The 12,634-nt window shown below is 56.7% G+C and carries 11 protein-coding genes and 1 other RNA gene; 7 read left to right on the forward strand and 5 right to left on the reverse strand.

Translation table 11 applies throughout. The annotated features are described in order from the left end of the window. Position 1: 1 nt before the first annotated feature. The 3 genes from AC4GMC_RS14355 to AC4GMC_RS14365 form a co-directional block, all read right to left on the reverse strand. Positions 2–1,735, reverse strand: a complete 1,734-nt coding sequence (locus tag AC4GMC_RS14355; RefSeq protein ID WP_487878077.1) for a DNA polymerase III subunit gamma/tau — start codon at positions 1,733–1,735, stop codon at positions 2–4. 146 nt (positions 1,736–1,881) lie between these two features. Further along, an RNA gene (gene ffs / locus AC4GMC_RS14360) (signal recognition particle sRNA small type) lies at positions 1,882–1,979 on the reverse strand. A gap of 46 nt (positions 1,980–2,025) precedes the next feature. After that, positions 2,026–2,349: a hypothetical protein gene (locus AC4GMC_RS14365; RefSeq protein ID WP_487877676.1), complete on the reverse strand. Its 324-nt coding sequence runs from the start codon at positions 2,347–2,349 to the stop codon at positions 2,026–2,028. A gap of 121 nt (positions 2,350–2,470) precedes the next feature. On the opposite strand from AC4GMC_RS14365, the gene nudC reads away from it, so the two are divergent. Together nudC and AC4GMC_RS14375 are read left to right on the forward strand one after the other, a co-directional pair. Further along, the gene (gene nudC, locus AC4GMC_RS14370) at positions 2,471–3,427 is read left to right on the forward strand and encodes an NAD(+) diphosphatase (RefSeq protein WP_487877675.1); all 957 of its coding nucleotides are present in this window, start codon (positions 2,471–2,473) and stop codon (positions 3,425–3,427) included. Between the two features lie 36 nt (positions 3,428–3,463). Beyond that, complete coding sequence (locus AC4GMC_RS14375; protein WP_487877674.1) at positions 3,464–3,925, forward strand: SRPBCC family protein; 462 nt, start codon at positions 3,464–3,466, stop codon at positions 3,923–3,925. Here the strand turns inward: AC4GMC_RS14375 and AC4GMC_RS14380 are convergent. Further along, positions 3,922–4,761, reverse strand: a complete 840-nt coding sequence (locus tag AC4GMC_RS14380; protein WP_487877673.1) for a prephenate dehydratase — start codon at positions 4,759–4,761, stop codon at positions 3,922–3,924. The two genes, AC4GMC_RS14375 and AC4GMC_RS14380, sit on opposite strands and share 4 nt — an antisense overlap. A gap of 100 nt (positions 4,762–4,861) precedes the next feature. On the opposite strand from AC4GMC_RS14380, the gene AC4GMC_RS14385 reads away from it, so the two are divergent. The 5 genes from AC4GMC_RS14385 (at position 4,862) to AC4GMC_RS14405 (ending at position 11,268) form a co-directional block, all read left to right on the forward strand. Beyond that, positions 4,862–5,392, forward strand: coding sequence for a c-type cytochrome (locus tag AC4GMC_RS14385; protein ID WP_487877672.1), 531 nt, complete (start codon positions 4,862–4,864; stop codon positions 5,390–5,392). 196 nt (positions 5,393–5,588) lie between these two features. After that, complete coding sequence (locus AC4GMC_RS14390) at positions 5,589–7,451, forward strand: extracellular solute-binding protein (protein WP_487877671.1); 1,863 nt, start codon at positions 5,589–5,591, stop codon at positions 7,449–7,451. After that, a complete protein-coding gene (locus AC4GMC_RS14395) occupies positions 7,452–8,546 on the forward strand; it encodes a microcin C ABC transporter permease YejB (protein WP_487877670.1) in 1,095 nt (364 codons plus the stop codon). It begins immediately after the preceding gene. A gap of 2 nt (positions 8,547–8,548) precedes the next feature. Further along, entirely contained in the window at positions 8,549–9,658 is a 1,110-nt protein-coding gene (locus AC4GMC_RS14400) for an ABC transporter permease (protein ID WP_487877669.1), read from the forward strand. Continuing rightward, the gene (locus AC4GMC_RS14405) at positions 9,655–11,268 is read left to right on the forward strand and encodes an ABC transporter ATP-binding protein (RefSeq protein ID WP_487879058.1); all 1,614 of its coding nucleotides are present in this window, start codon (positions 9,655–9,657) and stop codon (positions 11,266–11,268) included. The genes AC4GMC_RS14400 and AC4GMC_RS14405 overlap by 4 nt, the downstream gene beginning before the upstream one ends. Here AC4GMC_RS14405 and hemN read toward each other — a convergent pair. Continuing rightward, a complete protein-coding gene (hemN, locus tag AC4GMC_RS14410; protein ID WP_487877590.1) occupies positions 11,265–12,620 on the reverse strand; it encodes an oxygen-independent coproporphyrinogen III oxidase in 1,356 nt (451 codons plus the stop codon). The genes AC4GMC_RS14405 and hemN overlap by 4 nt on opposite strands. Between the last annotated feature and the right edge of the window lie 14 nt (positions 12,621–12,634).

Raw genomic sequence — 12,634 nt, forward strand, 5'->3', positions numbered from 1 at the left:
ATCACTCCTCTTCGAACGGATCCCATTCGTCGGGCACCTCCGGCAAAGCATCGGCAAGGGCCTGTGCGGCCAACGCCTCTGGTGTTCGAATTTCAAGGATTTTGGCCGTTGGAAATAGATCAAAAACGGCGGCCATCATAGGGTGGGCTTTGGCCTCTGCCTCAAGGGCGGCGGCCTCTGCATCGCGGTCTTCGGCAATGGTTTTGCCGCCCCCTGCGTTTACGACCGAAATCGCCCAACGTTGCCCAGTCCAGCCCTGTAGCCGGGACGAAAGTCGAGCGGCAAGGTCGGCTGGAGCTTCGGGCGTGGGCTCGAATTCAATGCGGCCGGGGGCATAATTGGCCAGCCGCAGGTAGCTTTCGATTTCCACCAATAGCTTAACATCGCGGTGCTGACGGACCAATTCCACCACTTGGCTAAACTGATTGTACCGCTCCAGCCCGGGGGTGGGGGCTGCGGCAGGTGCGGCTTGGGCTCCCGAGCCAGACACCATATTCGTGACGCTATTCATCGGGCCGCGCGGTCCGCCGCCTTGTGGGCTGGGGGCACGGGTTGAGGGGGCCTGGCCTGTGGGCGGGTCTTTTTGCAGCTTGCGGATCAAGTCATCGGGCGATGGCAGGTCGGCCACGTGGGTCAGCCGGATGATCGCCATTTCGGCAGCCATCATGGCATTTGGCGCGGCGGACACTTCCTCCAGCGATTTCAGCAGCATTTGCCACATGCGGGTCAGGCTGCGCATGGGCAGGCCTGCGGCCATGGACTGGCCCCGCGCGCGTTCATCGGGTGAAACAGTGGGGTCCTCTGCGGCCTCCGGTGTGATCTGAATGACCGAAACCCAATGCGTGATTTCCGACAAATCACGCAGGACCGCGAGCGGGTCCGCACCGTCCGAATATTGCTGTGCCAGTTCGGTCAATGCGGCGGCGGCATCGCCCCGCATGATCATATCAAACAGGTCCAAAACGCGACCACGGTCGGCCAACCCAAGCATCGCGCGCACTTGTATCGCTGTCGTTTCGCCCGCGCCGTGGCTGATCGCTTGGTCCAGTAGGGACATCGCATCACGGACAGAGCCTTCTGCCGCACGGGTAATTAACGCCAGTGCATCATCGGCGATTTCCGCGTTTTCGGCAGTGGCGATCTTGCGCAAATGCTCGACCATGACTTCGGGCTCAATCCGGCGCAGGTCAAACCGCTGGCACCGAGACAAAACCGTGACGGGAACTTTGCGAATTTCAGTCGTGGCAAAGATGAATTTGACGTGTGCGGGTGGTTCTTCCAGTGTCTTGAGCAACGCGTTGAACGCGCTGGTCGAGAGCATGTGAACCTCATCGATGATGTATATTTTGTAGCGCGCAGAAGCGGCGCGATAGTGGACGCTGTCGATGATTTCGCGGATATCGCCGACGCCGGTGCGTGATGCGGCGTCCATTTCCATGACATCGACGTGCCGTCCCTCAGAGATGGCGACGCAATGTTCGCAGGTTCCACAAGGGTCCGTGGTGGGGCCACCCGTCCCGTCTGGACCGACGCAGTTCATCCCTTTGGAAATAATCCGCGCTGTGGTGGTTTTGCCGGTGCCGCGAATACCCGTCATAATGAAGGCCTGCGCGATCCGGTCCGCCTCAAACGCGTTGCGCAGGGTGCGGACCATCGCCTCCTGACCGATTAGATCGGCGAAAGTCGCAGGGCGATACTTGCGTGCAAGCACCTGATAGGCGGGTTGTTCGGACATTGTGGCTCCCTCGGCTTAGGCCGCAGGATAGGGGCGCGTTTGTGGGGCGTCCAGCATATGTGTCTTGGAATTTGCGTGTTGGTGTCGTTTTGACAATTTTTTCGGTGAAAACACCGTGCCCCCGTCGCGCGCAACGCTGCGTGCTGGGGTGAGGGATTGGACATCGACCCAAGCGGGGCTCGTTGTGGCTGCTTCCTTCCGGACCTGACCAGGTTGGCGAGGCGCTTGCCCGCGCCAACCCCTCAACGTCCACCTAAGCAATGCCCAAAGATTCTGCAAGCCGCCCCGAGCTACAGACAGATCAATTGTCGAAACGCCCCGTAACACACCTGTGGATCGCCGGGGCCATCAATCCCTATTTTTGCGTAGACATACCGATCTTCGTGGGTGATTTCGGTTAAGCCGCGCAGCACGTCCCAGCAGGCATTGGGTTGTAGTTTGCATAGCGTCACCATCGCCCCGTCGAATCCCATATCGGCTAGGTTAACGTCAGTGTTTTGTACCGCCTGCAATGTGCGCGTCTTTAGCAATGCTTCTGCGGTTTCGGGGGTGGGTTTGGTGAACGCGGCGGCCAATGCCAGCAACGCAAGCGCGTAGAAGCCAAATTTTATCATTGGGATTTCCCTCATTGCTAACGCAGTCGCGGCAATGATGGGCCGGGGGGCTGCATTGGCGCAAGCACGTTGCCACTGCCCATTGGCTGTGCCATCCCGAGGTCAAACGGGGGAATTGGCGATGCGATTGGCGGAAACAGTGACTTTTGGTGGCTCGGGCTTGGACCGTGCTGAGGATATTCGCAGGGCCCCCGAGGAACTAGCGGAATTGCGCAAAGATGCGCGTATGTTGCTGCTGTGGCGGGGCAAACCCCTTTTGAACCCGGAACGTGACGCGCTTGCTTGGGTGTCCCCCGATCATTCCGTTGCCATGCAGGGTGCTGAAGAGGTGTTTTTGGGCCGGGATGCTCGGGGCGGATTATTCGCCCGCGATGTTTCGGAATGGGAACCTTTGGGCGCAGATGAACCTGAGATTGGCGCGTTTGTTGACCCGAGTGAGCAAAGCCACCCAGATCTGCCCAAAGGCACAGCATTTGCCGAATTGCGGCAGGTGATGTCCGGCCTTACCCCGCGTGATGCAGAACTGGCGGCGATGGCCAAGGCGATTCTAGAATGGCACCGCAGTCACAGGTTTTGCTCTAAATGTGGGGGGGCGACGAAGGCCCGCAAAGCCGGGTTTCAGCGCAAGTGTGACGCCTGTGGTGGCATGCATTTTCCCCGCACTGACCCGGTGGTGATTATGCTGATTACGCATGGAAATTCTGTTTTGGTTGGGCGCAGCCACGGTTGGCCCGAGGGGATGTATTCTTTGCTGGCCGGATTTGTGGATCCGGGTGAGTGCCTAGAGGCTGCCGTGCGCCGCGAAGTGTGGGAAGAAGCTGGCGTGCGCGTTGGACGGGTTGAGTATCTTGCCAGCCAACCTTGGCCGTTCCCAATGTCGCTGATGTTTGGCTGCTGGGGTGAGGCGCTGGACCATGAGATCACCGTAGATGTCGATGAAATCGAGGATGCTCTGTGGGTAAGCAAGGAGGACATGATGGCCTCTTTTGCCGGGGATAATCCTGCGCTTAAACCCGCGCGCAAAGGCTCTATCGCGCAATTCTTGTTGCAAAACTGGCTTGCGGATACCTTGGACTAAGCGGCGAAGCCGCCTAAGCGTTTTGGGGTTAGAGCCATGAAATTGACCGCCAAGGCAGACATCGCGGCGCCAATTGATCTGGCGTTTGAGGGTCTGCGTGATCCCGATCGTCTAGAACAGACCGTCCGCGCGCGGGGCGGCAGTATTCGGCGTAATCCGGCAGGCCCGATGACTAAGGGGACGCAGTGGGATGCGCGGATCGCTTTTCGCGGGGCGTCACGGCATGTTAACTTTATTGTCACGCGACTGGATGCACCCAAGGCTATGCGGTTTCAGGGCAATGGCGCGGCCTTTGACATTACGGTCGATGTCGAACTGGCCGTTGTGGGCGCAAGCACAACGCGCCTGACAGTGACAACCCAAGGCGAACCCCGAACGCTGCCTGCGCGGATCATGATGCAGTCGCTCAAGCTGGCTCATGGCCAAATGCTGGCCCGTTATCGCGCGCAAGTCGTGGATTACGTGGCCGAGCTAGAGAGTGATCTTCGCCTAAGTTAGTGGCGAATATGGTCAGGGTCAGCCGGGTAGGTGCCCAATACTTTCACCATTGAGCTGAAATAGCCCAGCTCTTCCATCGCACGCTGTACGGCAGGGTCTTCGGGGTGGCCTTCGATGTCGGCGTAGAATTGCGTTGCGGTGAATTGACCACCGACCATATAGCTTTCCAGCTTGGTCATGTTGACGCCATTCGTGGCAAACCCACCCATCGCTTTGTAAAGGGCAGCGGGGATATTGCGGACGCGAAACACAAAGCTTGTCAGCATCTGGTCCGAGCCGCGATGCGTCAGATCGGGTGTAGGCGACATCACAAGAAACCGGGTTGTGTTGGTGTCTTGATCCTCGATGTCGCGGGCAAGAACTTCTAATCCATACGTTTCAGCCGCCAGTTCCGAGGCAAGGGCCGCGGCACCCATTTCGCCCTCTTTGGCGATGTCTGCGGCGGCGCCAGCGTTGTCTGCGTGGGGTTCTGCGGTGATCGCGTTGTCCGCAAGAAAGCTTCGACACTGTGGCAGAATCACCAAATGCCCCCGCGCGACATTAATCTGCGACAGGCTCTGGCCGGGCATCGCCATCATGCAAATGCGGACCCGCACGAAAGCCTCATCAACGATGTGTAAACCCGAATCTGGCAACAATCGGTGCATGTCAGCTACACGCCCATATGTCGTGTTTTCCACCGGAAGCATGGCCAATTCTGCATCGCCATTGCGCACTGTTGCTATCACATCCTCAAAGGTCGCGCAGGGCACTGGGGTGTGATTGGGGCGGGCTTTCAGGCAGGCTTCGTGAGAGTAGGCGCCAAGCTCTCCCTGAAATGCAATGCGGGCAGACATTTAGATTCTTTCTAATTTGGTCGTTTGGTCGCGGTTCTATACCTTGAAACAGACTTGGAAAACCACATACATACACCCGAACGACGATGAGGGACGCTCAATGTTTGATATGATGACGATAACAAAAGCTGGTGCATCGCTTTGCGCGGCCCTGCTCTTTCTCTTGCTCGGCGGGTGGGCTGCTGAAACGCTTTACCACGTCGGTGAAAAACACCACGCAGGCGACGACCACCACGAAGCTGTGCAAGGCTACCGTATTGCGGTTGAAACAGGCGACGCGCCTGCCGAAGAAGTCGTGCAGGTCGCATTCGCGGATGTATATGCAACGGCTGATGCCGGCGCGGGCGAACGCCAGTGGCGCCAGTGTTCTGCGTGTCACAAGCTTGAAGCCGGTGCGAACGGCACAGGCCCTTACTTGCACGGCGTTGTGAACCGTCCCAAAGGTGTTGCCGATGGCTACGCCTACTCGGAAACGCTGGCCACCATGGGCGGTGACTGGAGCCCAGAAAACATCGCAAACTTTATCGCAAATTCGCGTGAGTATGCGCCCGGCACCAAAATGAACTACAACTTCCGCGGTTCCGTAGAAGATAAAGCGAACCTGATCGCCTACATGGCGACCTTTAACTAAGGTTCCGCTGATATTTGTTTCAAAGGCCGCTCCTTGGGGGCGGCCTTTTTTCGTGTTTGCGCTCAATTTTGCGTTAGCGAATTTGCCCCGGGGGCAGATCGCACTTTAATTAGTCTTGAACTTTAAGCACGTGCGACGTCTTCTGCAGGGGCAGTGGCGCGCGTATATCGAAAAAACAGGACAGGGAGCGCAGCAGATGACACGGGCAAAACACGGGTTGGCGGCTTTTGGACTGGCGATGTGTGCCGCGATGGCGCCTGCCTCGGCGGAGGACGTTATTGTCAGCCATGGGTTCTCAAATTTTGGTGCGCTGAAATACGGGCCGGGCGAGCCTTTTTCCTACGTTAATCTAGAGGCACCCAAGGGCGGTGAGATCAGCCTATCCACGCTCGCCACTTTCGACAGCTTCAATCCCTTTACGCGCAAGGGCGTTGCCGAGCGCACGGGCGATGACCTCCTGTACGAAAACCTTATGATCGCTGCAGCCGACGATCCCTATGGTTCCTACTGCTATCTTTGCATCACGATTGAATACCCCGAGAGCCTTGATTGGGTCGTGATGAACCTGCGTGATGACGTGACCTTTTCCGACGGCACGCCCATGACAGCAGAGGACGTAAAATTCACGATTGATCTGTTTCTAGATCAAGGGATTGCTGAGTTCCGATCGATCATCGATGGCTTCTTTGAGAACATCGAAGTCACCGGTCCGCATCAAATCCGGTTTGAGTTTACGCAGGCGGCACCCAAACGTGATCGCATGGGGTTGGTCGGACTTTGGAACCCGTTTTCGAAGGAATGGTTTGCGCGCACCGGGGCCCGGCTGGACGAATCCACTGACGAAGAGGCGTTTATGGGTACGGGGCCTTATGTAATCGGCGATGTCGATCTGGGACGCTCGGTCGTATATCGTAAAAATCCCGACTGGTGGGGTGTTGATCACCCGCTCAACCAAGGACGGTTCAACTTTGACGCTGTCCGGGTCGAGGCTTTCCTTGACCAAACTGCAGCACTTGAGGCGTTTAAGACCGGCGCATACACGTTCCGCACGCCGGGTTCGTCCAAGGAATGGGCGACGGCCTATGATTTCCCTGCGGTCCAAAACGGGCACGTCACGGTGGACACCATCCCCAGCGGAAATATCACGGGCGGCTCGGGTTTTGTGTTCAACCTGCGCCGTGAAAAATGGCAAGACAACCGCGTGCGCGAAGCCGTGAGAATGCTGTTTAATTTCGAATGGTCCAATCAGGCGCTGTTTTTCAACCTGTTTGAACGACACCACTCGTTTTGGCAGGGGTCCAACCTAGAGGCCGTTGGCGCGCCTGAGGGGGCCGAGTTGGCCGCGCTTGAGCCACTTGTGGCCGAGGGCTTGCTAGACGCATCTATCCTTGAAACCGAAGTGTTTATGCCCCCCGTCAACACCGCCGAAAGTAACCGGGTTGATCGCCGTTCCCGCCGGCAGGCGCTGGGCATGCTAGAGGACGCAGGCTGGAGCCTTGGCGATGATGGCCTGTTGCGCAACGCCGCTGGTGAAACGCTAGAACTGATCATTATTCAGTTCAATGCCGAAATGGACCGCATCATTAATCCCTATATCGATAACCTTCGTGCCGTTGGTATTGATGCCAGCCTGCGCCGCGTGGACACCGCGCAATACGTTGAATTGCGTCGTTCTGGCGATTGGGATTTGACCAATATCGCAGCGGGCCAAGGCTTTGAACCAAGCCTCGGGCTGAAGCAGTGGTTTGGCTCTGAGACGGCTGAGAACAGTTCGCGCAACATTATGGCCTTGGCTGATCCGGCAGTGGATCGTTTGATCGACGCTGTGATTGAGGCGAAAACACTCGATGAGTTGGAGCCACGCACCCGCGCGTTGGACCGCGTTTTGCGGGCCCACGGTTTTTGGGTGCCGCGTTGGGGCACTACGGATTATTGGGTGGCATACTGGGATCAGTACCGGCATCCTGATCCGTTGCCGCCGCTTGATCTGGGGCTTCTGGATTTCTGGTGGTATGATGCGGAGGCCGCTCAGCAGTTGAAAGACGCGGGAGCCCTGTAAGTGGCCGCCTATATTTTTCGACGCCTTTTGCTGATGATCCCCACGCTTTTGGGGATCATGGTGATCAACTTTACCTTGGTACAATTCGTGCCGGGCGGTCCTGTAGAACAGGTATTGGCGCAACTTGAAGGCGGTGGCGACGCATTTGCTAATATCTCCGGTTCTGGCGGGGACTTAGGGGTCGAGACAAACGTCGTGTCCGGCGGGAGCGAGCGGTATGTCGGCGCGCGGGGCCTGCCAGAGGAATTCATTAAGGAGCTTGAGGCCCAGTTCGGCTTCGACAAACCCCCGCTTGAGCGGTTCCTAAACATGATGTGGAACTACATGCGCTTCGACTTTGGCGAGAGCTACTTCCGCTCCATCTCAGTCGTGGATTTGGTTCTGGAAAAGATGCCTGTGTCCATCACACTCGGACTTTGGTCCACACTGATTGCCTATTTGGTGTCGATCCCGCTGGGTATTCGCAAAGCGGTGCGTGACGGGTCCGATTTCGATACGTGGACCTCGGGTATCATCATTGTGGCCTACGCCATCCCAGGCTTTTTGTTTGCGATTTTGCTGTTGGTTTTGTTTGCTGGCGGCAGCTATTTTCAATGGTTCCCGGCACGGGGCCTGACCTCGGCTGAGTGGGACACGTTCGGCCCGATCCGTAAGGTGCTGGATTACTTCCACCATATCGCCCTCCCGGTCTTGGCATCGACCATCGCCGCGTTCGCAACTCTCACGCTACTGACGAAGAATTCCTTTCTGGATGAGATTAAAAAACAATATGTGACCACGGCAAAAGCCAAGGGTCTATCGGAGAACGCGGTGCTTTATGGCCATGTTTTCCGCAACGCGATGTTGATCATCATCTCCGGTTTTCCGGCGCTGTTTGTTAGTGTCTTCTTTGGGGGGTCAATCATCATCGAAACAATATTCTCGTTGGACGGTTTGGGTAGGCTCGCTTTCGAGGCTGCTGTAAATCGCGATTATCCGGTTATGTTCGGTACTCTGTTCGTCTTCACACTTATCGGTTTGGTAGTCGGACTTTTGTCAGATCTGATGTACGTTTGGATCGATCCACGCATCGATTTCGAAAGCCGGGAGACCTGAATATGGCCTGGCTTTCCCCCCTGAACCAACGTCGCCTGCGTAATTTCAAGGCCAACCGCCGAGCGGTGTGGTCATTGTGGGTATTTTCTATCCTTTTTGCTATATCGCTATGCGCAGAGATCATCGCTAACGATAAGCCGATTTTGGTCAAGTATCAGGACGGCTACTATACGCCGTTTCGGAGTTTTTATCCCGAAACGACCTTTGGTGGCGACTTCAGGACCGAGGCGATCTATCGCGATATCGAGGTGCAATGTCTTATCATAACAGGCGGTTTAATCGACTGTTTTGACGACCCTGAGGAGTATATCGAGGACGCCGCCGATGGTATGATCAACGGTGAGGAAATCTCAGTGGGTTGGATGATGTGGCCGATCATTCCGTTCAGCTACGATACTGTGAATGATATTGGTGGGACCGCACCGTCGCCTCCCGATAGTACCCATTGGTTAGGCACAGATGACACAGCGCGGGACGTGCTGGCGAGGGTGATCTACGGCTTCAGACTGTCGATATTATTTGCGATATTCGTAACGCTTTACACTTCAGTGATTGGTATCGCTGCGGGCGCGGTTCAGGGCTACTATGGTGGCTGGGTCGACCTAATCCTCCAGCGGGTACTAGAGATTTGGAGTTCGACACCCTCACTTTATCTCATTATTATTGTCTCCGCGATTGTGCCGATCAACTTTTGGGTTTTGATCGGGTTGATGACGCTCTTTGGTTGGACCGCGTTGGTCGGTGTCGTGCGGGCCGAGTTCTTGCGTGCTCGTAACTTTGAATATGTCCGCGCGGCGCGGGCCTTGGGCGTGTCCAATGGGACGATTATGTTCCGCCACGTGCTGCCCAACGCCATGGTGGCCACCGTGACGTTACTGCCATTCATCGTCACAGGCACTATTGGCGGGCTCGCGACCCTAGATTTTCTGGGCTTCGGTATGCCATCGTCGGCACCGTCTCTGGGGGAGTTGACGCTTCAGGCCAAGCAAAACCTGCAAGCACCGTGGCTAGGGTTCACTGCCTTTGTAACCTTCGCCGTGATGTTGTCGCTCTTGGTGTTTATCTTTGAGGGCGTCCGCGATGCCTTTGATCCACGAAAGACCTTTCAATGAGCGCAGTGTTGCAAGTCAAAGACCTACATGTGGGGTTCCGGCAGGACGGTCAGATTGTTGAGGCCGTCAAGGGCGTCTCCTTTGAGGTCGCCCGGGGTGAGACTGTGGCGTTGGTGGGCGAAAGCGGCTCGGGTAAATCCGTGACCGCGTTGTCGACCGTATCGCTTTTGCCGGACGCCGCAGAGGTTTCGGGTTCGGTCACGTATAACGGCACACAGATGGTGCACGCGCCCGAGCCGGATTTGCGCCGTGTACGCGGCAATGACATCAGCTTCATTTTCCAAGAGCCGATGACGTCGCTTAACCCGCTTCATACGATCGAAAAGCAACTCGCTGAGAGCCTTGCCTTGCATCAGGGTCTAAGCGGTAACGCAGCACGTACCCGTATTTTGGAACTGCTAGAGCGGGTCGGTATCCAAGACGCCGAGAGCCGCCTTAGCGCCTATCCGCATCAGTTGTCCGGTGGGCAACGGCAACGCGTGATGATCGCGATGGCGCTTGCGAATGGGCCGGAGTTGTTGATCGCGGATGAGCCCACAACCGCGTTGGATGTCACGATCCAAGCGCAGATCCTTGATCTATTGGCAGAGCTAAAAGCGGCAGAAGGCATGAGCCTTTTGTTTATTACGCACGATCTGGGTGTTGTGCGGCGCATCGCGGATCGGGTGTGTGTGATGCAGGGGGGGGAGATTGTCGAAACCGGCCCAACCGAGCAAATTTTCAACGCACCCCAACACCCCTATACGCAAAAGCTGCTTGCGGCAGAGCCATCGGGCTTGCCCGATCCAGCGCCCGCTAACAGCGAGGTTGTCGTCAGTACTGATGCGCTTCGGGTATGGTTTCCGGTCACGCGCGGGTTCTTGCGCAAGACTGTTGGCCACGTGAAGGCCGTAAATGCAGCGACGCTAGACGTCCGAGCGGGGGAAACCCTCGGGATTGTGGGCGAAAGCGGTTCGGGTAAAACGACGCTCGCGCTCGCGCTTATGCGGCTGTTGTCTTCCGAAGGGCCGATCGTGTTTCAGGGCCAGGATGTCCAAGGCTGGACGTCCCGGCAGCTGCGCGATCTGCGGCGGCATATGCAGATCGTTTTCCAAGACCCCTTCGGCAGCCTTAGTCCGCGCATGACCGTGGCCCAAATTATAGCCGAAGGGCTGGGCGTGCATGATCTAGGAGGCGGGCGGCCGCACCGTGATATGGTCGCAGAGATCCTGACCGAGGTCGGCCTTGATCCGGCGATGATGGATCGATACCCGCATGAGTTTTCCGGTGGCCAACGCCAGCGCATAGCCATCGCGCGCGCCATGATTTTGCGACCCAAATTGGTGGTTTTGGATGAGCCGACAAGCGCCCTAGACATGACTGTGCAGGTTCAAATCGTCGATTTGTTGCGTGATCTGCAAAAGAAATACGGGTTGGCATATTTGTTCATTAGCCATGACCTAAAGGTCGTTCGCGCACTGAGCCACAAGGTGATGGTTATGAAGCAAGGCGACATCATCGAGGCCGGGCCAGCACAACAAGTGTTTGACGCGCCGCAAACCGAATACACGCGTGCGCTGATGGCTGCTGCGTTCGATCTTAAGTCAGATGAGGCCGTGATTGAGGCCTAGATCGCGGCGCTATGACTGCCTTGGCTGATGTCGTAGGCATCAAAAACGCGCGCGATCATGCGTACGAGGGGCCGCGCCTGTGGACGGATACGAAAGTGTGTCGATGTGATCTCAATCATCCCTGCGAACTGGTTGGCGGCGTCGGTGTACATTCGGTTCAAAACGACCTCTGAGACGCCAAAGCTTGATACAATGTCTGCTGTCTCAACCTCATAGTCGCACATGAGCGCCTCAATGATCCGGCCGCGATATTTGTCATCTGCGGTGAACACGTGGCCCCGGGCAGTCGCCAGCTCACCCGCCCGCGCGGCAGATTGATACCCGGCTGTCGCGCTGATATTTTGGCTGAAACCTTGCGGGAATTTTGAGATCGATGAGGCCCCAAGACCAATCAGCACATCGCATGTGTCATCGGTATATCCCTGAAAATTACGTCGTAGCCGACCCGTATCCCGGGCAATCGCAAGCCCGTCGTCCGTCCGTGCGAAATGGTCAATCCCGATTTCCTTGTAGCCATCCCACAAGAAAAGTTTTTTGGCGTTTTCGTATAGTTGAAGGCGTTCCTCGGGCGTGGGCAGCGTGTCCGTGGGAATCATGCCCTGACGTCGGGCCATCCATGGCACATGGGCGTAGCCATATAGGGCCACGCGGTCCGGCGTGAGCGATAGCAATAGTTGCACGCTTTCGGCCAGCCGTTCCGGTGATTGTTCCGGCAGTCCGAAAAGAATATCAGCATTAAGGCTTTTGATCCCAAGATCGCGCAGCCTATCCACAACATCCCGTGTGGTTTCATAGCTTTGGATGCGCCCGATTATTTTCTGAATGTCAGGATTAAAATCCTGCACACCGATAGATGCGCGGTTCATCCCACCGGCCGTCAAGGCTTGGAGCCGGGCCTGATCAATCTCATTTGGATCAATCTCGACCGAGAATTCAGCGTCGGGTTCCCATCGCACGATATCTTGGAAAGCTTCTGCAACGCGCGTGATCATGTCGGGCGCAAGCAGCGTCGGCGTGCCACCGCCCCAGTGCAGTCGTGCCAAACTGACGTCAGGCGGGAGTATTGATTTCAGCGTCGCTATTTCTTGGAGCAGACTGTCAACATAGGCGCGAACAGGTTCATCCGACCGAACACCCTGAGTGCGACATGCGCAAAACCAGCACAAACGCCGGCAAAATGGGACATGCATGTAGAGTGAAAGCTTGGTGCCAGGTGCAATGAATTCTATCCACTCGCGCTGCACTGCGGCGTTAACGCCTCCTGCAAATTGTGTGGCGGGCGGATAGCTCGTGTAGCGCGGGACCTTCGTGTCGAACAGTCCGTATCGCTTAAGTTGTATTTGTTCACTCATTTGTTTACCATTAT

Source organism: Thalassobacter sp., assembly GCF_982993085.1.

Bases quoted from the DNA above. Each gene is read 5' to 3' on its own strand.
- AC4GMC_RS14355 (WP_487878077.1), bottom strand. From the start codon at position 1,735: ATGTCCGAACAACCCGCCTATCAGGTGCTTGCACGCAAGTATCGCCCT.
- AC4GMC_RS14365 (WP_487877676.1), bottom strand. From the start codon at position 2,349: ATGATAAAATTTGGCTTCTACGCGCTTGCGTTGCTGGCATTGGCCGCC.
- nudC (WP_487877675.1), top strand. From the start codon at position 2,471: ATGCGATTGGCGGAAACAGTGACTTTTGGTGGCTCGGGCTTGGACCGT.
- AC4GMC_RS14375 (WP_487877674.1), top strand. From the start codon at position 3,464: ATGAAATTGACCGCCAAGGCAGACATCGCGGCGCCAATTGATCTGGCG.
- AC4GMC_RS14380 (WP_487877673.1), bottom strand. From the start codon at position 4,761: ATGTCTGCCCGCATTGCATTTCAGGGAGAGCTTGGCGCCTACTCTCAC.
- AC4GMC_RS14385 (WP_487877672.1), top strand. From the start codon at position 4,862: ATGTTTGATATGATGACGATAACAAAAGCTGGTGCATCGCTTTGCGCG.
- AC4GMC_RS14390 (WP_487877671.1), top strand. From the start codon at position 5,589: ATGACACGGGCAAAACACGGGTTGGCGGCTTTTGGACTGGCGATGTGT.
- AC4GMC_RS14400 (WP_487877669.1), top strand. From the start codon at position 8,549: ATGGCCTGGCTTTCCCCCCTGAACCAACGTCGCCTGCGTAATTTCAAG.
- AC4GMC_RS14405 (WP_487879058.1), top strand. From the start codon at position 9,655: ATGAGCGCAGTGTTGCAAGTCAAAGACCTACATGTGGGGTTCCGGCAG.
- hemN (WP_487877590.1), bottom strand. From the start codon at position 12,620: ATGAGTGAACAAATACAACTTAAGCGATACGGACTGTTCGACACGAAG.